General features: G+C 70.7%; 20 protein-coding genes and 1 tRNA gene. 13 read left to right on the top strand and 8 right to left on the bottom strand.

Annotated features, from left to right (window positions below):
- Position 1: 1 nt before the first annotated feature.
- A tRNA-Arg gene (locus B3S45_RS12765) sits at positions 2-77 on the top strand.
- Between the two features lie 31 nt (positions 78-108).
- Here the strand turns inward: B3S45_RS12765 and B3S45_RS12760 are convergent.
- From B3S45_RS12760 to B3S45_RS12745, 4 genes are read right to left on the bottom strand one after another with little or no spacing between them, the layout of a single operon-like run.
- The gene (locus tag B3S45_RS12760; protein WP_071045327.1) at positions 109-1,287 is read right to left on the bottom strand and encodes a sensor histidine kinase; all 1,179 of its coding nucleotides are present in this window, start codon (positions 1,285-1,287) and stop codon (positions 109-111) included.
- Between the two features lie 49 nt (positions 1,288-1,336).
- Positions 1,337-2,206 (bottom strand): CPBP family intramembrane glutamic endopeptidase, encoded by an 870-nt coding sequence (locus tag B3S45_RS12755; RefSeq protein ID WP_286721044.1) that lies wholly within the window; start codon positions 2,204-2,206, stop codon positions 1,337-1,339.
- Positions 2,207-2,213: 7 nt separating this feature from the next.
- Positions 2,214-2,945, bottom strand: a complete 732-nt coding sequence (gene trmB / locus B3S45_RS12750; RefSeq protein WP_071045329.1) for a tRNA (guanosine(46)-N7)-methyltransferase TrmB — start codon at positions 2,943-2,945, stop codon at positions 2,214-2,216.
- A gap of 9 nt (positions 2,946-2,954) precedes the next feature.
- A complete protein-coding gene (locus B3S45_RS12745; protein WP_286721042.1) occupies positions 2,955-3,815 on the bottom strand; it encodes a DUF3097 domain-containing protein in 861 nt (286 codons plus the stop codon).
- A gap of 150 nt (positions 3,816-3,965) precedes the next feature.
- Here B3S45_RS12745 and B3S45_RS12740 point away from each other — a divergent pair, with 150 nt between their 5' ends.
- From B3S45_RS12740 to B3S45_RS12725, 4 genes are all read left to right on the top strand, one after another.
- Positions 3,966-5,942, top strand: a complete 1,977-nt coding sequence (locus tag B3S45_RS12740; RefSeq protein WP_286721041.1) for a TPM domain-containing protein — start codon at positions 3,966-3,968, stop codon at positions 5,940-5,942.
- Positions 5,943-6,019: 77 nt separating this feature from the next.
- Entirely contained in the window at positions 6,020-6,757 is a 738-nt protein-coding gene (locus B3S45_RS12735) for a PspA/IM30 family protein (RefSeq protein ID WP_286721039.1), read from the top strand.
- Positions 6,758-7,282: 525 nt separating this feature from the next.
- Entirely contained in the window at positions 7,283-8,098 is an 816-nt protein-coding gene (locus tag B3S45_RS12730) for an arginase family protein (RefSeq protein ID WP_286721037.1), read from the top strand.
- On the top strand, positions 8,095-8,505 hold the full coding sequence (locus B3S45_RS12725; protein WP_286721035.1) for a Fe-S oxidoreductase: 411 nt from the start codon (positions 8,095-8,097) through the stop codon (positions 8,503-8,505). The genes B3S45_RS12730 and B3S45_RS12725 overlap by 4 nt, the downstream gene beginning before the upstream one ends.
- Before the next feature lie 4 nt (positions 8,506-8,509).
- Here B3S45_RS12725 and B3S45_RS12720 read toward each other — a convergent pair whose 3' ends face one another.
- The 3 genes from B3S45_RS12720 to B3S45_RS12710 are packed head-to-tail and all read right to left on the bottom strand — an operon-like array spanning position 8,510 to position 10,270.
- Positions 8,510-8,983 carry an SIP domain-containing protein gene (locus tag B3S45_RS12720; RefSeq protein ID WP_286721033.1) on the bottom strand — a complete coding sequence of 158 codons (474 nt, stop codon included), beginning with the start codon at positions 8,981-8,983 and terminating at the stop codon, positions 8,510-8,512.
- A gap of 58 nt (positions 8,984-9,041) precedes the next feature.
- Positions 9,042-9,800, bottom strand: a complete 759-nt coding sequence (locus B3S45_RS12715; RefSeq protein ID WP_286721031.1) for a tyrosine-protein phosphatase — start codon at positions 9,798-9,800, stop codon at positions 9,042-9,044.
- Positions 9,797-10,270: a carboxymuconolactone decarboxylase family protein gene (locus B3S45_RS12710; RefSeq protein WP_071045336.1), complete on the bottom strand. Its 474-nt coding sequence runs from the start codon at positions 10,268-10,270 to the stop codon at positions 9,797-9,799. The genes B3S45_RS12715 and B3S45_RS12710 overlap by 4 nt, the downstream gene beginning before the upstream one ends.
- A gap of 26 nt (positions 10,271-10,296) precedes the next feature.
- Here B3S45_RS12710 and B3S45_RS12705 point away from each other — a divergent pair, with 26 nt between their 5' ends.
- The 8 genes from B3S45_RS12705 to B3S45_RS12670 all read left to right on the top strand — a co-directional run bounded on the left by B3S45_RS12705 (position 10,297) and on the right by B3S45_RS12670 (position 17,822).
- On the top strand, positions 10,297-11,256 hold the full coding sequence (locus tag B3S45_RS12705; protein WP_286721078.1) for an alpha/beta fold hydrolase: 960 nt from the start codon (positions 10,297-10,299) through the stop codon (positions 11,254-11,256).
- Between the two features lie 200 nt (positions 11,257-11,456).
- Positions 11,457-12,971, top strand: a complete 1,515-nt coding sequence (locus B3S45_RS12700) for an ABC transporter substrate-binding protein (protein ID WP_286721028.1) — start codon at positions 11,457-11,459, stop codon at positions 12,969-12,971.
- Positions 12,968-13,918 (top strand): ABC transporter permease, encoded by a 951-nt coding sequence (locus B3S45_RS12695; RefSeq protein WP_286721027.1) that lies wholly within the window; start codon positions 12,968-12,970, stop codon positions 13,916-13,918. Before B3S45_RS12700 ends, B3S45_RS12695 begins: the two co-directional genes overlap by 4 nt.
- Positions 13,915-14,811 carry an ABC transporter permease gene (locus tag B3S45_RS12690; protein WP_286721025.1) on the top strand — a complete coding sequence of 299 codons (897 nt, stop codon included), beginning with the start codon at positions 13,915-13,917 and terminating at the stop codon, positions 14,809-14,811. Before B3S45_RS12695 ends, B3S45_RS12690 begins: the two co-directional genes overlap by 4 nt.
- Positions 14,808-15,596 (top strand): ABC transporter ATP-binding protein, encoded by a 789-nt coding sequence (locus tag B3S45_RS12685; RefSeq protein WP_071045340.1) that lies wholly within the window; start codon positions 14,808-14,810, stop codon positions 15,594-15,596. Before B3S45_RS12690 ends, B3S45_RS12685 begins: the two co-directional genes overlap by 4 nt.
- Positions 15,593-16,393 carry an ABC transporter ATP-binding protein gene (locus B3S45_RS12680; protein WP_286721022.1) on the top strand — a complete coding sequence of 267 codons (801 nt, stop codon included), beginning with the start codon at positions 15,593-15,595 and terminating at the stop codon, positions 16,391-16,393. The genes B3S45_RS12685 and B3S45_RS12680 overlap by 4 nt, the downstream gene beginning before the upstream one ends.
- Before the next feature lie 39 nt (positions 16,394-16,432).
- A complete protein-coding gene (locus B3S45_RS12675) occupies positions 16,433-17,503 on the top strand; it encodes a M4 family metallopeptidase (protein WP_071045342.1) in 1,071 nt (356 codons plus the stop codon).
- Positions 17,487-17,822, top strand: a complete 336-nt coding sequence (locus B3S45_RS12670; protein ID WP_071045343.1) for a protealysin inhibitor emfourin — start codon at positions 17,487-17,489, stop codon at positions 17,820-17,822. The genes B3S45_RS12675 and B3S45_RS12670 overlap by 17 nt, the downstream gene beginning before the upstream one ends.
- 6 nt (positions 17,823-17,828) lie before the next feature.
- Here B3S45_RS12670 and B3S45_RS12665 read toward each other — a convergent pair whose 3' ends face one another.
- Positions 17,829-18,446 carry a GNAT family N-acetyltransferase gene (locus B3S45_RS12665; RefSeq protein WP_071045344.1) on the bottom strand — a complete coding sequence of 206 codons (618 nt, stop codon included), beginning with the start codon at positions 18,444-18,446 and terminating at the stop codon, positions 17,829-17,831.

Here is an 18,446-nt window from a genome sequence, read left to right as displayed (position 1 = left end):
CGCCTCCGTAGCTCAGGGGATAGAGCGTTGGTTTCCGGTACCAAAGGTCGCAGGTTCGATTCCTGTCGGGGGCACCACTTCCACTCACGGCGATGACCCGCGCCGAGATTACGCCGCGATGTCGGGGATCACGATCCAGACGCTCGCGCCGCCGGTCTCGGCCTCGTCGATCCCGATCCGGCCCCCGTGCGCCTCGACGATCCGACGACACGTCGACAGCCCGATCCCGAGCCCCGGCACGTCGTCGACGCCGCCGCGGTCCATGAGCTCGAAGACCGCCTCGCGACGCTCGGCGGGAACCCCGGGACCGTTGTCGTCGACGGTGAGCCGCCACCCGCCCGTGAGCCGATGGGAGCGGATGACCACCCGCGGCGTGATCCCGGTCGCGGCGGTGAACTTCACCGCGTTGGCGATGAGGTTCTGCAGGAGCGCCCGCAGCAGCGTCGGGTCGCCGTGCAGTGATGCGTCGACGTGCGCCTCTATGCGTGCGCCCGTCTCGGCGAGGGCCGTGTCGAGGTCGTCCCCGACCGCGGCGATGAGGTCGCCCAGATCCACCGTCTCGCGGCGCGGTCGGGAACCGCCCAGGCGAGCGTAGGCGTACAGGTCGCCGATCATCGCTCCCATGCGCTCGGCAGCGGACTCGGCGCGCGAGAGGGCGCGCGCGGCCTGCGGGGCTCCGGCGAGTTCGGGACTGTCGGCGGCGAGCTCGATGAAGCCGGCGAGCGCCATCAGCGGGTTGCGCAGATCGTGGCTGATCTGACCGGCGAATCGCTCGAGCTGTTCGTTGGACTGACCGAGTTCGTGCGTGAGTCGACGAAGCTCGAGCACATCCACCACCTGGTGGGCGAGAAGGGCCAGCGCCCGACTGTCCTCCGGCGCGAGCTCTCCCACCTCCTCGTCGAACACGCACAGGGTGCCGATCGGAATCCCCTGGGGGGTGATGAGCGGGCTCGAGGCGTAGAAGCGCACGTCGGCGATCTCGCCGGTGACGAAGGGATTGTCGCGGAAGCGATCGTCTTCGCGAGCGTCGGGGACCACGACGTGACCGGGATGCTGGAACACCACCGCGCACATGGAGTCCTCTCGCGCGCACACGGCGGGGGTGAACCCGACGGCCGCGATCTGATGCTGGAAGCGGTCGTCGATGATGTTGATGACGGCCGTCGAGACACCGCACACGGTCGCGGCGAGCTGCACGAGTCCCTCGAGATCGGGCTCGGGCGGTGCACCGATCACGCCGTAGGACGCGATCATCTCGCGTCGCGTCACGTCCTGCACCGTCGACATCGCGCTCCCCCGTCTCGCGTCCGTTCTGTTGAGAAGATAGCCGACCGACTCAGACCAGGAAGACGCCGTCGAGCAGACCCGGATTGTGCGCGTGCACGAGCACGCCGAACACCACCGCGTCGAAGAGCAGGTGCACGGTGACCACGTAGGCGAGCGACCGGGTCTTGACGAAGATGAATCCCTGCAGCAGCGCGAACGGGATCGTCAGCACGGGGCCCCATGCCTGATAGCCGAGCTCCCACAGGAACGACACGAACACGATGGTCTGAAGCACGTTCGCCTGCCAGAACGGGAAGTGGCGCAGCAGCAGCGCGAAGCACGTGCAGATGAAGAACAGCTCGTCCCAGATGCCGACCGCGCCGACGCCGACGAACAGACGGGCGATGAGGTCGGGGGTGTCGACGACCGGCCAGTTGAGATAGACACCGGAGGTGATGAAGTAGAAGGGCAGGATGAGCCAGCCCAGCGCGAGCACCAGCACGAGCCAGGACCACTGGAACCGCGTCCACCGGCCGCCGCCGCGCCAGGGGAAGCGGATCGCGCGGTCGCGGTAGACGAATCGCGACACGAGGTACGGCACGAGCACCGCGCCGCCGAGCGCGACGGTGAAACGCAGCATGCCGGCGTTGTCGAGTTCGGCCTTCAGCGGGATGGCGCTGACGATCAGCAGTCCGAGGGCGATGAGCGAGAGGTCGCGCACCAGCGACGGGATGCGGCGATCCGGCTCCGTGAGGCGGGCGGTCTTCCGGGTGAGCATCCAGCCGGACGCGAGCCCGGCGGCCAGGAGCGCCCAGCCGAGCCACGGCAGCAGGAGAACGAAGAACGCCGGGGCCGCCAGGCACACCAGCAGTGCGGGGACCAGATGCCCCGTGGAGGTCGGGTGGTCACGCACGGTCGCGGACCTGGCGACGTTCGGCATGGCCGTCTCAGCCGCCGATGCCGTCGCGACGGTAGGCGAGATCGCGGATCTCACGACCCACGCGCGTGCCCTTGCGCTCGAAGGCGGTGAGCACGCGACCGCCGAAGCGCTCCGCCCACTCCCCCGGGAAGTCGCGGACGAAACCGGGCGCCGCATCCATCACCTCGCGCATCTGCCGCGCGTAGTCCTCCCAGTCGGTCGCCAGCCGCACCACCCCGCCCGGACGCAGCGCCGCTGCCAGCACCGGCGGGAACTCCGGTGCGAGCAGGCGCCGCTTGGTGTGCCGCTTCTTGTGCCACGGGTCGGGGAAGAAGATCCAGATCTCATCGACCGAGCCGGCGGGAAGCAGGTGCTGCAGGACCTCGGGGGCGTTTGCCTCGACGAGACGCAGGTTGCCGATGCCGGCACGGTCGGCGTCGAGCATGGTGCGGGCCAGGCCCGCGCGGAACACCTCCACGGCGAGGAAGTCGGTGGCGGGGTCGGATGCGGCGGCGTGGACGATCGCGTGACCCTGACCCGAACCGATCTCGACCACGAGCCGTGCCGAACGGCCGAACGTGGCGCCGGGGTCGATCGCCGAACCGGGCAGGATGCTCGTCGCCGCGACGTCGCGCGCGACGGGGACCACGAAACGCGGGGAGAGCTCGCGCCACGCGCGCTCCTGCGCCTCGGACATGCGGCCGCTGCGCCGCACGAACGACACCGGACGTTCGCGGAAGCCGCGGGAGGGTTCCGTCATCCCCTCAGCCTACGAGGCGCGATCGGCGGTGACGAAGTCGATGAGCTCCTCGACGCGACCGAGCAGCGACGGCTCGAGGTCGCGATAGGTGTGCACGCGGCCGAGGATCCGCTGCCACGCCCGGGCGAGATCGGCCTGATCACGAGCCGGCCAGCCGAACGCGCGGCAGATCCCCACCTTGTAGTCGACGCCGCGCGGGATCCGGGGCCACTGCTGGATGCCCATCGCCTTCGGCGTGACGCACTCCCAGACATCGACGTAGGGATGTCCGACGATCAGCACGTCCGCACCGTGCGGGCCGCGCGAGACGGCCTCGGCGATACGGGACTCCTTCGACCCGGGAACGAGATGGTCCACCAGCACGCCGTAGCGGCGACCGTCCGACGGCGGCTCCTCGTCGAGGACGTCGGCCAGCACATCCACCCCCTGCAGGTACTCGACCACGACGCCCTCGGCTCGAAGATCGTCGCCCCACACCTTCTCGACAAGTTCGGCGTCGTGTCGCCCCTCGACGAGGATCCGGCTCGCGCGCGCCACCCGGGCGCGCTGCTCGGCCGCCGCGAAGGATCCGGACGCGGTGCGGGCGCGAGACCGCTCGGGCGACGGCGCCGGAACGGTGAGCACCACGTCGACGCCGTCGAGGAGGAATCCCGCCCCGAGCGGGAACAGCCGACGTCGGCCGTGCCGGTCCTCGAGTTCGACGAGACCCCGCGCGACGTCGGTCACCGCGCCGCAGAAGCCGTCGCCGGCGACTTCGACGACGACGCCGAGCTCCGCCGCGACCTGCGCGATCTTCGGGGCTGTACGCGCCCGCCAGCCGTCAGCGAGCACATCCGACCCGTACCGATCGTCGATGGCGTCCCTGTTCATCGGTCCTCCTCACCAGCGCGTCAGAATACCGTCGCGACCCGCACCCGCCGGTCAGCGGCACGCTCGGCGCGGCCGATGGCTCCCACGATCTACCGCCGCATGTCGCCGCCTGCATAGACTCGGTCCGGGACTGGCCGAGAGGGGAACCGGATGCGTGCTCGATCAGCGTGGGCGTTCGCGCTCGCCGCCGCCCTCGCTCTGGGCGGCACCGCGTCGGTCGCGTCGGCCACCGACCCCGTCGAGCTCGGTTCGGGATACATCGTCGACGCCGTCGACGTGCTCTCCGGTGACGAGGAAGCCGCCCTGTTCGACCGCCTGAGCGAGCTGTACGACACGACCGGCGTGGACCTGTACGCCGTCTTCGTCGACGAGTTCACCAATCCCGCCGACGCGCAGTCCTGGGCGGACGAGGTCGCGTCCGGCAACGGCCTCGGACCACAGCAATACCTGCTGGCCGTCGCGGTCGACGGACGGCAGTACTACATCTCCGCCGACACCACCGGCCCCCTCACCGACGAACAGGTCGCGGCCATCGAGGAGTCCATCGTTCCCGACCTCCGCGACGGCGACTACGCCGGCGCGGTCGTCACCGCCGCCGACGGCATGCAGGAGGAGCTGGAATCCGGCATATCACCCTGGGTCATCGTGCTCCTCGTCGCCACGGCGGTGTCGATCGTGGTGCTCATCTGGCTCGTGGTGCGGAACCGTCGCGCGAAAAGCGCCGCCGGGCGCCCGAAGGCTCCCCCGGTGGTGCCCCTCGCCGATCTCGAGCGGGAGGCGTCGTCGGCCCTCGTGCAGACCGACGACGCCCTGAAGACGAGCGAACAGGAGCTCGGGTTCGCGCGTGCCCAGTTCGGCGACAAGGCGGCGACGGAATTCGTCGAGGCGCTCTCGACCGCCCGGCGCCTGCTTGAGAAGGCCTTCACCCTCCGGCAGCGCCTCGATGACGAGACGCCGGATTCCGACGAGCAGAAGCGCGCCTGGAACCAGCAGATCATCCAGCTGTGCGCGCAGGCCGACGCCGGCCTCGACGACAAGGCCGAGGCCTTCGACGAACTGCGACGCCTGGAGCAGGATGCCCCGGAGGCGCTCGCCCGAGTGCGCGATGCGCATCGGCGCGCCGCAGACGCCCTCGAGGAGGCCGACGCACGGCTGACATCGCTCTCGGCCTCCTACGCCCCCGACGCCCTCGCGACGATCGCAGACAACCCCGCACAGGCCCGCGAGCGGCTGAGCTTCGCCGACGAGCAGCTCACCGCCGCCGACGCCGCCATCGCCGACGGCGAGCGCGGTGACGCCGCGGTGTCGATCCGCGCGGCCGAAGACGCCGTCGGGCAGGCCGAGCTGCTCGAACAGGCGGCGCACAAGCTCGCCGCCGATTTCGCCGAGGCCGAGCGCGGCGCATCCCACCTGATCGCCGACCTCGAGAACGACGTCGCCACCGCGAGCGCGCTGCCGGATCCCGACGGCCGGATCGCCGCGGTCATCGCCGCCACGCGCGCCGAGATCGACCGAGGCAGAGGCATGCTCACCGGCACCGACAGACGCCCGCTGATGACGCTGCAGGCGCTGGAGGCCGCGAACACGCAGATCGACGACACCGTGCGGGCCGTTCGCGACGAGCAGGAGCGGGCGCGACGTGCCGCACAGCTGCTCGATCAGCAGATCCTGCAGGCGCAGGCGCAGATGTCCGCCGCCGAGGATTTCATCACGGCGCGGCGCGGAGCGGTCGGTGCGCAGGCGCGCACCCGGGTCGCCGAGGCCGGCGCATCCCTCGTTCGCGCGCAGCAGCTTCGGGCGAGTGATCCGGCGCAGGCGCTCACCCACGCGCAGCGGGCGGATCAGCTGGCCGCCCAGGCGATTCGCTCTGCGCAGGCCGACGTCGGATCGTTCTCCGGCTCGATGCAGAGCACACGTTCGGGTGGCGGTGACATGATGGGCGCCGTGCTCGGCGGTATCGTCATCAACTCGCTCCTCGGCGGTGGCTCAGGTGGTCGCCGCAGCGGCGGCGGGTTCGGCTTCCCGCGCGGCAGCGGCTCACGCGGGCGCTCCTCACGCGGCGGCTTCCGTCCCGCCAGCTTCGGTGGCGGAGGCACGCGCGGCCGACGGGGCGGAGGCCGCTTCTGATCCGACCCCGACGTCGCCCCTCGACTCCCGTCCCCTCCGCATCCCGACCAGAACCATCGACAGGAAGGAACCTCGTGATGGCAAAGCAGTCCATCTTCGGCCGCATCTCCACCCTCATCAAGGCGAACGTCAACGCCCTGATCGACTCGGCCGAAGACCCGCAGAAGATGCTCGACCAGCTCGTGCGCGACTACACGAACAGCATCGCCGACGCCGAATCGGCCATCGCCGAGACCATCGGCAACCTGCGCCTGCTGGAGCGCGACCACCAGGAGGACGTGCAGGCGGCCGCGGAGTGGGGCAACAAGGCCCTCGCGGCGAGCAAGAAGGCCGACGAGCTGCGCCAGTCCGGCCACACGGCGGATGCCGACAAGTTCGACAACCTCGCCAAGATCGCGCTGCAGCGCCAGATCAGCGAGGAGAACGAGGCGAAGGCGATCGCGCCGACCATCGCCACGCAGACCGAGGTCGTCGACAAGCTCAAAGACGGTCTGAACGGCATGAAGCAGAAGCTCGAGCAGCTGAAGGCCAAGCGCAGCGAGCTGCTCGCCCGCGCGAAGACGGCCGAGGCGCAGGTGAAGGTCCACGACGCGGTCCGGTCCATCGATGTGCTGGATCCGACGAGCGAGCTGGGACGCTTCGAGGACAAGGTGCGCCGCCAGGAGGCCCTCGCCGCCGGCAAGCAGGAACTGGCCGCCTCGAGCATCGACGCGCAGTTCGAAGCGCTCGAAGACGTCGGGCAGCTCACCGAGGTCGAGGCGCGCCTGGCCGCGCTGAAGACCCGCGGCTCGTCACAAGGCGCGATCGGCTCCTGAGCATTCGAAGGCGCTCGGCTGCGGCCGGGCGCCTTCGGCATGCCGGCGGGACCGCCGCCCCTCCGGCAGGTTCCTGCACCGCCATCGCCGCCTCGCCGCCTGGTGCCGCCGCCGAGCTGGCAGGTGCCGCCGCCGCGCTGGACACCAACTCAGGCTGGCTGTCCATCCACCGCGCCGGGTACGCCGGAATCCCGCCACCCGCGCCCGCTCAGCCTGAGTTCGGGCACACCGGGTACTCCATCGCGCCCACCGCCGCGCCCACCGCCGCGCCGCCGCCCCGACGCCGCGCCGGCAGGTGCCGGCAGCGTGCCGCACACCAACTCAGGCTGGCTGTCCATCCACCCCGCCGGAGACGCCGGAATCCCGCCACCCGCGCCCGCTCAGCCTGAGTTCGGGCACAGCCTGAGTGCGGCACGGCGACAGAGTTCGGGCACGGCCGTGGCGTTCGATCGGGAGGCGGTGCACGCGGGGACCCGGCTGCGGCGGTGGATGCGGCGACGATCTCACGTGCGAGAGGATGTGGCGATGAGCCGTTTCGTGGTGGTGCCGCAGTGGCAGGGGTCTGGTTCGTCGCGCGCGATGCAGCTGGTCGATGGGGCCGCGGCGATCGCCGGTGACCTTCCGCGGGCCTCCTGCACACCGCTGGAGGTGCCGCTGGAGGCCGGCGAATCGCTCGGAAGCGGCGTGCGCCGACTCAGCTCCCTGGTCCGCGTGCGCGAAGCGCTCGAACGCGAACTCGCCGACGGCTCCGAGCCGACGATCGTGGTCGGCGGCGACTGCGGCGTCGCCCTCGGCGCCGTGTCGGCCATCGCTTCCTCCGACCTCGCGCTGGTCTGGTTCGACGCCCACGCCGATCTGAACACGCCCGAATCGTCGCCGAGCGGCGCCTTCGGCGGCATGGTGCTGCGCGCCCTCCTGGGCGACGCTCCCGCGCGGCTGGCCCTCCCGACAGGCACGATCACGACCGATCGCGTCGTCCTCGCCGGCTCGCGCGATCTCGACCCCGCAGAGGTCGACTTCCTGGCGGGCTCGGCCATCCGCACACTGGCTCCGGACGCGTTCGCCGAGCCCGCCCGCTTCGGCGAGGCCGTCGCGGCGACGGGTGCGACGCGCGTGCACATCCACGTCGACCTCGACGTGCTGGACCCCGCGGCGATGAGCGGCGTCTCACAGCCCGTGCCCTTCGGACCGTCGGTTGCGGAGGTCGTGGCCGCCATCCGTGCGGTGCGGGAGGTGCTCCCCTGTGCGGGGGCGACGCTCACCGGATTCTCGCCGGTGTCGCCGGATGCCGCCGTGGACGACCTCGGGGCGATCCTGCGTATCATCGGAGCCCTCGCGTGAGCGAGCAGATCTCGCGCCGCATCGAGCGGCGTCTGCCGTCGTTCCTGCTCGATTCGCCCGTGAGCGCGGTCGGGTACGCGTACGGCACCGCGGTCGGGATGCTGTGGGGCTTCCTCTGGAGCACCGGTCCGATCGAGCGCCGGGGCGAGCTGTGGGTCTTCCGGGGGATGCCCGCGTGGACGTTCCCGCGCGGCGGAGTGTGCATGGGCGCCTGCTATCTGACCGGCTCATTGCCGGTGGATGCCGGCATCGTGCGGCACGAGAGCGTGCACGCGAGGCAGTGGCGTCGATTCGGCTTCCTGATGCCCGTGCTCTACACCCTCGAAGGTCGAGACCCGCTCCGCAATCGATTCGAGATCGATGCCGGCCTCGCCGACGGACGATACGTGCGGCGCCGCCGTCGGTGACGACTCAGCGAGCGGTGGCGAGGCCGAAGCGTTCGGGGGTGCGGATGGACGTGGCCGGGATGCCGCGCACCTCGGTGAGGTGGTCCACGATGTCGGCGGTGCCGAGGTAGCCGCCCAGAAGGATGATGCGGGTGTCGTCGGCGTCGGCGCAGAGCATCTCGTCGGCCCACGCGACCACGGCGCGGTGCACTGCGGCGCCGGGAGCGCAGGAACGCCCGGTGCCGGGCTCCCCAGACCTGCGCGCCCGCGCCAGCCACGTCACCGTCATACGGGCGGGGGCGCTCACCGCGGCGATCCATGATTCGTCGGGAACCTCGATGAACACGCGGCCCGTCGAACAGATCGGAAGCCCGGCCAGGACGACCTCGAGTTCGGTCAGCGACGCCTCATCGGCGGCGATGAGGTGCTGCACGCGGGAGTGCCGGGGCGTACGGCACGCGGCGGCGCCGTGCTCGGTGGAGGCGATGCGGGCAGTCATAATGACGCCAGTATACCCCGAGGCAAGGCTTGCCTAACCGGTTCGGCGGAGATCGTCCTCAGCGCGCGGTGACCAGGACGCGCTTCACCTCGTGCACCTCGTCATCGGTCATGCCGTGAGCACGCAGGTAGTCCCCCGCCGATCCGTAGCGGCGGTCGATGTCGGCGAGGAGGTCTGCCATGACCGACGCCGGCGACTTCGAGGCGAGATCCTCGAGGTGGCGCGCGTGAGGATGCAGCCGCCGGAGGTGCGCGACCACCGACGTGCTGCGCCACTCCGGCAGCAGCGCCTCGGTGCGCGCGTAGTCGGCGACGACGTCGTCGCGCTCGACATCCGCGGCGGCGAGCGCGAGCGCGACCGTGACGCCGGTGCGGTCCTTGCCCACCGTGCAGTGCACGAGCACGGGCTGCTGCGTCACGATGCCGCGCACGACCTCGACGACCCGGTCCGCCGAGTCTTCGACCAGCAGTCGATACAGCTCGGCGAGCGAGACGTCGCGGGCGAAGAAGGACTCGACCGAGCCGAGGAACAGCGGCACGCGCAGGGTCTGAACGTCCGGCGATCCGACCGGACTCGGCGCCTGGGCGACCTCGTCGTCATCGCGCAGGTCGATGATCCGTCGAATGCCGAGGGCTCCGAACGCCGTCACCCCGGCACCGTCGATTCGCGCCAGGTTGCCCGAGCGGAAGAGCACGCCCGATCGCGTCACCCCGTCGCCGGCGCGCAGGCCGCCGACGTCGCGCAGGTTGACGGCGCCGGGAACATCCGGCAGTGCGGGGACCCCGGATGCACCGGGGCCGGCGGATGCGCCGCTCACCCCTCGTCACCTCGCGGCGGCACCGGGTAGCGCCCGGCGATGGCGACGCGGTTGAAAGCGTTGATCGACACCAGCAGCCAGCTGAGCGCGACGTACTCCTCTTCGGAGAGCACCCCGCCCACACGGTCGTACACCGCGTCGGAGACGCCGCCGTCGTGGATGTACACGTGCGACTCGGCGAGCTCGAGCGCCGCCCGCTCCCGCTCCGAGAACACCCCCGACTCCCGCCACGTGGCGATCTGAGCGATCGTGTCCGCATCGATCCCGACCCCCAGCGCCCTGTCCACGTGGACACGCACGCAGTAGGCGCATCCGTTGCGCTGCGACACATGGATCTGCACGATCTCGGCCAGCCGCGCGTCGACCCCCGACTCGCGCGTGAGCTCGCCCACCGACTTCGAGAACGCCGCGAGCGCCTGATACGCCTGCGGCGCCGACCGGGACAGGTGCACGCGACGCTCTTCGCTCATGCGCCCAGGGTATCCCGGGGTGCATGATGGAGCGCGTGAGCGACCCCTCCGACGAGTTCTCGTTCCTGCCCGCCCAGTCCGCCGAAGCCGGGATCCCCGGCCCGCTTCCCCACGGTGAACGCGTGCGGCTGGAGCTCGCCGACGGCCGGACCCTGTCGGCGCTGGCCTTCGGATGGGAGGACGCCGAGCCGGGGCCGGCCGTGACGTTCCTGCACGGCGCGGGCCTGAACGCCCACACGTGGGACACGGTGGTGCTGGCCGCCGGCATCCCGGCGCTGGCGATCGACCTGCCCGGGCACGGCGACTCGTCCTGGCGAGATGATGCCGCGTATGTCGCCCGCGTGCTCGCCCCCGACGTGGCGACGGCTCTCGAGCGCTGGACCGACCGGCCGCAGCTGGTGGTGGGCCATTCGCTCGGCGGTCTGACCGCCGCGGCGCTGGCGGCCTCGCACCCCGACCTGGTGCGCGACCTGCTCATCGTCGACATCACGCCGGGTGTGGATCCGGACGGCGGCCCATCGGAGCTGCGCGCGTTCTTCGCCGGCCCGACGGACTGGGCCTCCCGGGACGAACTCGTCGACCGCGCGCTGTCGTTCGGCCTCGGGGGCGGATCCCGTGAGAAGGTCGCGCGGGGCGTGTTCTTCAATTCCCGGGTGCGTGAGGACGGGCGTGTGGAGTGGAAGCACCACTTCGCGCACCTCGCGTCCGCCGCCGCAGCCGATCCCGAGGCTGGGCGAGAGATCGCTGCCCGTCAGGATGCCCTGAGAGCGGTGCTCGGCGCGTCGGGATGGGAGGATCTCGCCGCGGTGACCGCCCCGATCACGCTCGTCCAGGCGAGCCGAGGATTCGTCACGGACGCCGACGCCGATCTCTTCCGCACCCGGCTGCCCGCGGCGGAGGTCATCCGGCTGAACGCCGGCCATAATGTGCAGGAGGACGCGCCGCTGGATCTGGCCGCACTCGTGCGCGGGCGCCTCGGAGAATGACCGAGGTATCGAACAGCGCATCGCCCCCACAGCGCTTCGGCTAACAACACTGCGTCTAACAACTCTGTTGCGGTGCGAGGCGACGAGTGTGCACCGGGCGCGACGGTTGCCTAGGCTGTTGTGTCGCACGAGGATCCTCGTGTCCACCGCGGTCGCTCGCAACCGGCGACCTCGCCGCGGATGCCCCCGAAAGGACCACCATGCCCCGTCGTCCCCTGCGCGCTGCCGGTGCGCTGCTCGTCGCCGGCGCCCTCGTGCTCACCGCCTGCACCGGCGGCTCCGATGAGCCGGCTCCGACGAGCTCGGCCGCTGCCGACCCCGACGCCTCCGTCGTCATCCGCCTCGTGCTGGAGCCGGGAAACCTCGACATCCGTCAGACCGCGGGGGCCGCTCTCGACCAGATCCTGATCGACAACGTCTACCAGGGCCTGGTCGCCCGAACCGCCGACCAGGAGATCGTGCCCTCTCTCGCCAGCGACTACGAGGTCTCCGAGGACGGTCTGACGTACACGTTCGAGCTGCGGGAGGGCGTCACCTTCCACGATGGACAGGAGCTGACGCCCGACGACGTCGTCTGGTCTCTCGAGACCCGTCGCGACACGCCGGAGTGGCGCGACTCGTCGCGCCTGGCGAACGTCGAGTCCATCACTGCCGACGGCCAGACGATCACCCTCACACTGTCCGAGCCGGACTCGACGCTGCTGTGGAATCTCACCGGACGCGCCGGGATCGTGCTGAAGGAGGGCGACGAGGTCGACTACCAGACCGACGCCAACGGCACCGGCCCGTTCGTCCTCGACGACTGGCTGCAGGGCGACAGCATCACCTTCGTGCGCAACGAGACCTACTGGGGAGAACCCGCGGGCGTCGCCGAGGTCGTGTTCGACTACATCCCCGACAATCAGGCCGCGCTCAACGCCGCCCTCGCCGGCGAGGTCGACGTGCTCACCGGGTTCGACGCCACCCTCGGCGACCAGGTCGAAGAGGGAGGCGACTTCGAGCTGGTGCTCGGCGAGTCGACCGACAAGGGCACGCTCGCGTTCAACCAGACCGAGGACAGCCCGCTGGCCGATCAGCGCGTGCGCCAGGCGATTCGCCAGGCGATCGACCACGAGGCGTTCATCGAAGCGGCCCAGTCCGGCCAGACGCTGTACGGTCCCATCCCGCCGCTCGACCCGGGACACGAAGACCTGTCCGACGTGGCGCCGTACGACCCCGAGGCGGCTCGGGAGCTGCTCGCCGACGCCGACGCGGAGGATCTCGAGCTGACCCTCACGATCCCGAACTTCTACCCGACGACGATCCCGCAGATCCTCGTGTCGAACCTCAACGAGGTCGGCATCACGCTCGAGGTCGAGTCGGTCGATTTCCCGACGTGGCTCAACGACGTGTACACGAACAAGGACTACGAGCTCAGCTTCGTGCTGCACACCGAGGCGCACGACTTCGAGAACTGGGCGAACCCCGACTACTACTTCACCTACGACAACCCCGAGGTGCAGGACCTGTACGCGCAGTCGGTCGCAGCAACGGACCCCGCCGAAGCCGAGGCGCTGCTCGCCGAGGCGGCGCGCATCGTGTCGGAGGATGCGGCGGCGGACTGGCTGTACAACGGCGCCTCGGTGCTCGCGGTGGGGACTAACATCTCGAACATGCCCTCGACGAACGTCAACGAGCGCCTGGGACTCGCAGAGATCACCAAGAGCGACGGGTGATCCGCTACGCGCTGACACGGCTGGCCCTGCTGCTGCTCGGGCTGTTCGTGGCCAGCGTGGTGATCTTCCTCACGCTGCGCGTGCTGCCCGGTGACATCGCACAGGTGATCGCCGGGCAGAACGCGACCCCCGAACAGGTCACCGCCATCCGAGCGAGCCTCGGCCTGGATGCCCCGCTTCCCGCCCAGTACCTGGACTGGATCGGCGGCGTGTTCCGCGGCGACCTCGGCTCGTCGCTGCTGACCGGCACGCCGGTCGTCACGGAACTGGCGGAGAAGGCGCGTGTCACGGTCCCGCTCGGGATCCTGGCCATGACCTTCGCCCTGCTCATCAGCGCTCCCCTGGGCGTGCTGTCGGCGTTGCAGCGCGGTCGCGCCCTCGGCACGGGCCTGACCGTGGGCGCCCAGACCATCGCTGCGGTCCCCGTCGTGTGGGCGGGCATGATGCTGGTCGTCGTCTTCGCCGTCTGGCTCGGATGGCTGCCGGCCCAGGGCTTCCCTCGCGCGGGGTGGGCCGACCCGGCCGCAGCGCTGCGCGCGCTCCTGCTGCCGGCACTGACGATCGGCGCGGTCGAGGGCGCCATGCTGATGCGCTTCGTGCGCTCGGCGACGCTGCAGGCGATCGGACAGGACTACGTCCGCACCGCCGCGGCGAAGGGGCTCACCCGCACAGACGCTCTGCTCCGGCACGGTCTGCCCAACGTGGGCCTGTCGGTGATCTCGGTCCTCGGCCTCCAGGTCGCCGGCATCATCGTCGGCGCGGTCGTCATCGAGGAGCTGTTCTCACTGCCCGGCATCGGCCGGATGCTCGTCGACGACGTGCAGAATCGCAATCTGCCGATGGTGCAGGGTGAGCTGCTCGCCCTCACCGGGTTCGTGCTCATCGTCGGGTTCCTCGTCGACCTGCTGCATCGGTCGATCGACCCGCGACAGCGGGAGGCGGCATGACCTCCCCGACCCGACGCGGCGCGCTCGCCCGCCTGTGGGCACTGTCGACCGGACGCTTCGGACTGGCCGTGGCGGCCGCGGTCGTCGTGACGGCGGCGGTGTCGCTGTTCTGGACCCCGTTCGATCCGCAGCAGGTCGACATCCCCGGGCGGTGGGCAGCTCCCGGATGGCCCCACGTGCTCGGCACCGACGCTTCCGGCCGCGACATCCTCAGCCTCATCATGGCCGGAGCACGCACCACCGTCGTCGTCGCGGTCGGGGCGGGCGTGATCGCGACCGTGATCGGCATCGCCCTCGCGGCGCTCGGGGCCCTCACCGCCCGGTGGATCCGCGAATCCACCGCCGTTCTCGTCGACGTCATGATCGCCTTCCCTGTGCTGCTGATCGCGATGATGATCTCCTCGGTCTGGGGCGGGTCGCTCGCGGTGGTCGTGTGGTCCGTCGGGATCGGATTCGGCGTCAACGTCGCGCGGGTCACCCGTCCGGAACTGCGTCGCGTGCTGCACAGCGACTTCGTGCTCGCCGGCCGTGCCGCAGGCCTCACTCCGCTGCAGAACCTCGGCATCCATCTGCTCCCCAACGTCGCCCCCGTGTTCATCGTGCAGCTGTCGTGGGCGATGGCGGTGGCCGTGCTCGCCGAAGCGGGCCTGTCGTACCTCGGGTTCGGTGCGCCGGTCACCGAACCCAGCTGGGGCCTGCTCCTGGCCGAGCTGCAGAGCTACATCACGGTGTATCCGCTCTCGGTCGTGTGGCCGGGGCTGGCGATCACGATCACGGTGCTCGGGCTCAATCTGCTCGGCGACGCCCTGCGCGAGGCCACCGACCCGACGCTCGCCCGACGCGGCGGCGCTGCGCGCGAAGCGCACTCCCATGTGCCGGAGGTGGTCGCATGAGCCTCGAGGTCACCGGCCTGCAGATCGAGATCGACGGGCGCCGCGTCGTCGACGACGTGAGCTTCGCCGTGCCCACCGGGGCGCGGCTGGGGCTGATCGGCGAATCCGGGTCCGGCAAGTCCCTCACGGCACTGGCGATCCTCGGGCTGCTGCCGGAGGGGGCCGTCGCGAGCGGCAGCGTGCGGTGGAAGGGAGAAGAGATCCTCGGGATGCCCGATCGCGAGCTCGCGCGCCTGCGGGGCGACGAGATCGGCATCGTGTTCCAGGAGCCGCGCACGGCGCTGAATCCGATCCGCACGATCGGGCGACAGATCGGCGAGCCCGCGCGCATCCATGAAGGCCTCTCTCGACGCGCGGCGGCCGCGCGCGCGGTGGACGAAGCACGACGCGTGTCGTTGGCGGATCCCGAGGGCATCGTCTCCCGGTACCCGCACCAGCTGTCCGGCGGCCAGCGGCAACGCGCCGCGATCGCCATGGCACTCGCGGGCCGTCCCGCACTGCTCATCGCCGATGAACCCACGACGGCGCTGGATGTCACGATCCAAGCCGAGATCCTCGACCTGCTGCTCTCTCTCGTGGAGCACGACGGCATGTCGCTCGTGTTCATCACCCACGACCTGGCCGTCCTCGCGCAGATCGCGAGCTACGGCGTCGTGCTCGAGCGCGGGCACGTCGTCGAATCGGCGCCGGTGGCCGACCTGCTCTCCCGCCCGGTCTCGGCGGTCACGCAAGGCCTGCTGCGCGATGCCACGGCCACCGTGTGGCGCCCGGGAGCCGGCGCATGACCACACCGACATTCCGTGCCCGCGGGCTCGTGCGCCGCTTTCGCGGACCGCGCCCGGCACCGTTCGCCGCGCCGACCTGGACGACCGCCCTCAACGATGTCGACATCGACATCGACGCCGGAGCGCGCGTGGGCATCATCGGCGAGTCGGGCTCGGGGAAGTCCACCCTCGTGCGCGTGCTTCTCGGCCTCGACGCCCCCACCGCGGGAACCGTCGAGTTCGACGGCCGCCGGGTCGACGCCCGGGGGCGCGCGCGGCAGCTGCACTGGCTGCGCCGTCAGACCGGCATCGTGTTCCAGGATCCCTATGGCTCCCTCGACCCGCGGATGAGCGTCGGGCGGATCGTCGGCGAACCGCTGTTCGCACTCGGGATCGACGGCGACCGGCGTGCGCGGGTGCGCCAGACGCTGGAACGGGTGGGGCTCGACCCGGCCATGGCCGCGCGGTATCCCCACGAGTTCTCCGGCGGACAGCGCCAGCGGATCGCCCTGGCGCGTGCGATCGTGCATCGACCTCGCGTGCTCGTGGGCGACGAGCCGATGAGCGCCCTCGATGTCACGGTACGCGCGCAGATCCTGCGCCTGATCGACGACCTGCGCCGCGACGAGGGCTTCACCCTCGTGATGGTCTCCCACGACATCGGCGTCGTGCAGAATCTCTGCACCGACGTGGTCGTGATGAAGGACGGCCGAGTCGTCGAAGAGGGACCCACCGAGAAGGTGCTTCTTCAACCGCAGGTGGCGTACACACGGCGGCTGCTGGCCTCCATCCCCACGATCGAGCCCCCGCGATCCTGATCGCTTCCGCCTGTCGGAGCATCGCCCTAACCTCGGGACATGTCCGTAGATCGCCGTGTCCCGTCCGCGCCGGGGATCGTCCCGCCGTATCTCCTCGCCCGCATCGCCGCCGTGCCCGAGACACGATGGGAGCGGGCCGCCCACGCCGCACGCGCGACCCTCGAGGTGCACCGGGAGTACCGACCGGCCCCTGCGGCTGCCCCGCGCATCCGCTCAGCTGTCTCGTCGACTCCGGCCGCCCCACGCGAGATCGCCGACGCGCAGCACCGCGAGGAGCTCCCCGGCGTCGTGGTGCGACGGGAGGGCGAACCTCCGACGGCCGACGCCGTGGTCGACGAGGCCTACGACGGGCTGGGCGCCACGGCGTCGTTCTTCCGCGACGTCTACGGCCGCGCCGGCATCGATGCCGAGGGCGGCAGGCTCCTGGCGAGCGTGCACTACGGCCGTGCCTACGACAACGCGTTCTGGAACGGCGAGCGCATGGTCTTCGGTGACGGAGACGGCGAGGTGTTCCGAGGCTTCACGGGTTCCCTGTCCGTCATCGCCCACGAACTCGCGCACGGCGTCACCGAAGACGAGGGCGGGCTCGACTACGTCGGTCAATCTGGTGCTCTCAACGAATCCCTCTCCGACGTGTTCGGGGTGCTCACCGAGCAGCACGCCCGTTGGCAGACCGCGCGGGAGGCGAGCTGGCTCATCGGCGCCGAGATCTTCACCGAGCAGGTGCAGGGGATGGCGCTGCGCTCGCTCGCGCAGCCCGGCACCGCCTACGACGACGATGTGCTCGGTCGCGATCCCCAGCCCGGGCACGTGCGCGACTTCGTCGTCACGGCCGACGACAACGGCGGCGTGCACATCAACTCCGGCATCCCCAACAAGGCGTTCCACCTCGTCGCGACCGCACTCGGCGGATGGGCGTGGGAGCGCGCGGGCCGCATCTGGTACGACACCCTCGTCTCCCGCGTCCTCCCCCGAACGTGCGATTTCGTCACCTTCGCACGCGCCACGATCGCCACCGCCGCCGCGGTGTACGGTGAGGTCTCGGAGGAAACCGATGCCGTGCGTTCGGCCTGGTCCGGCGTCGGTGTGATCGATGACAGCACCGGATGAGCCCGACACGGCAAGCGATGCGACCGCGCCGCATCTCGTCGCCGTCGTGGTGCGACGAACCGGCGGGATCGCGGGCGTTCCGCGGCAGTGGGCCGCGCATCCCGCACCCGACGACGGACGCCTGACCGATCTCGTCGCCCGGTGTCCGTGGCACGAGGTTCCCCCCGAGGAGCCGTCGGGTGCCGATCGCTTCGCCTGGCAGGTCACCGTTCGGTGGGATACCGACGACGAGCGGCATGCCGCGCTGCCCGACCGAGCGGTCCTCGGACCGTGGCGCGACCTCATCGAGGCCGTGAGGAACGCCGGCGGCAGCGCGTGAGCGCGGTCAGCGTGAGAACAGGCCGCGCTTGGCCTTCTTCCGGGGCTTGAGCGATTTCTGCAGGTAGACCGTGCCGAGCCAGCGGCCGAACTTGAAACCGACGCGGCCCATGCGCCCCACCTCTTCGAAGCCGAGCTTCTCGTGCAGCGCGATCGAGGCCTCCGCCCCCTTGTCGCTGATGACGGCGACGATCTCTCGGATGCCCTGCTCCTCGCACGCGGCGATCAGGGCTTCCAGCAGCGCGCGTCCGAGGCCCTTCCCGGCTGCGGCCTGGCCGAGGTAGATGGAGTTCTCGACGGTGTAGCGGAAGGAGGACTTGCCCGACCAGGGCGCGACGAGCGCGTATCCGAGCACCTGCCCCGACGGCGACTCGGCAACGAGGAACGGAAGACCGAGCTTGGTCAGGTGGTCGTACTTCTCCCGCCACTGCCCGAGCGTCCACCGCTTCTCGTCGAAGGTGACCACGGAGTTCGTGACGTAGTAGTTGTAGATCTCGCGGATGTCGGGGATGTCGGCCTCCCGCGCGGGCCGGATCTCGAAGCTGAAGGGACGCTCGCGGTCGGCGCGGCGCCGCAGGTGGCGGGGCAGCGAACGACGGCTCTTGTCGTATTCCTCCTCCAGCAT

The sequence above is a fragment of the Microbacterium sp. UBA1612 genome (assembly GCF_002321605.1).
GTDB lineage: Bacteria > Actinomycetota > Actinomycetes > Actinomycetales > Microbacteriaceae > Microbacterium > Microbacterium luteum.
Note: the sequence above shows the minus strand (reverse complement) of the source record. Positions and strands in the feature narration are given on the sequence as shown.

Coding starts and splice junctions, on each gene's coding strand:
- B3S45_RS12755 (WP_286721044.1), bottom strand. CDS start 2,206: ATGCCGAACGTCGCCAGGTCCGCGACCGTGCGTGACCACCCGACCTCC.
- B3S45_RS12670 (WP_071045343.1), top strand. CDS start 17,487: ATGACAGCACCGGATGAGCCCGACACGGCAAGCGATGCGACCGCGCCG.
- B3S45_RS12700 (WP_286721028.1), top strand. CDS start 11,457: ATGCCCCGTCGTCCCCTGCGCGCTGCCGGTGCGCTGCTCGTCGCCGGC.
- B3S45_RS12730 (WP_286721037.1), top strand. CDS start 7,283: ATGAGCCGTTTCGTGGTGGTGCCGCAGTGGCAGGGGTCTGGTTCGTCG.
- B3S45_RS12665 (WP_071045344.1), bottom strand. CDS start 18,446: ATGCTGGAGGAGGAATACGACAAGAGCCGTCGTTCGCTGCCCCGCCAC.
- B3S45_RS12680 (WP_286721022.1), top strand. CDS start 15,593: ATGACCACACCGACATTCCGTGCCCGCGGGCTCGTGCGCCGCTTTCGC.
- B3S45_RS12675 (WP_071045342.1), top strand. CDS start 16,433: ATGTCCGTAGATCGCCGTGTCCCGTCCGCGCCGGGGATCGTCCCGCCG.
- B3S45_RS12705 (WP_286721078.1), top strand. CDS start 10,297: ATGGAGCGCGTGAGCGACCCCTCCGACGAGTTCTCGTTCCTGCCCGCC.
- B3S45_RS12740 (WP_286721041.1), top strand. CDS start 3,966: ATGCGTGCTCGATCAGCGTGGGCGTTCGCGCTCGCCGCCGCCCTCGCT.
- B3S45_RS12735 (WP_286721039.1), top strand. CDS start 6,020: ATGGCAAAGCAGTCCATCTTCGGCCGCATCTCCACCCTCATCAAGGCG.
- B3S45_RS12760 (WP_071045327.1), bottom strand. CDS start 1,287: ATGTCGACGGTGCAGGACGTGACGCGACGCGAGATGATCGCGTCCTAC.
- B3S45_RS12745 (WP_286721042.1), bottom strand. CDS start 3,815: ATGAACAGGGACGCCATCGACGATCGGTACGGGTCGGATGTGCTCGCT.
- trmB (WP_071045329.1), bottom strand. CDS start 2,945: ATGACGGAACCCTCCCGCGGCTTCCGCGAACGTCCGGTGTCGTTCGTG.
- B3S45_RS12710 (WP_071045336.1), bottom strand. CDS start 10,270: ATGAGCGAAGAGCGTCGCGTGCACCTGTCCCGGTCGGCGCCGCAGGCG.
- B3S45_RS12690 (WP_286721025.1), top strand. CDS start 13,915: ATGACCTCCCCGACCCGACGCGGCGCGCTCGCCCGCCTGTGGGCACTG.
- B3S45_RS12720 (WP_286721033.1), bottom strand. CDS start 8,983: ATGACTGCCCGCATCGCCTCCACCGAGCACGGCGCCGCCGCGTGCCGT.
- B3S45_RS12685 (WP_071045340.1), top strand. CDS start 14,808: ATGAGCCTCGAGGTCACCGGCCTGCAGATCGAGATCGACGGGCGCCGC.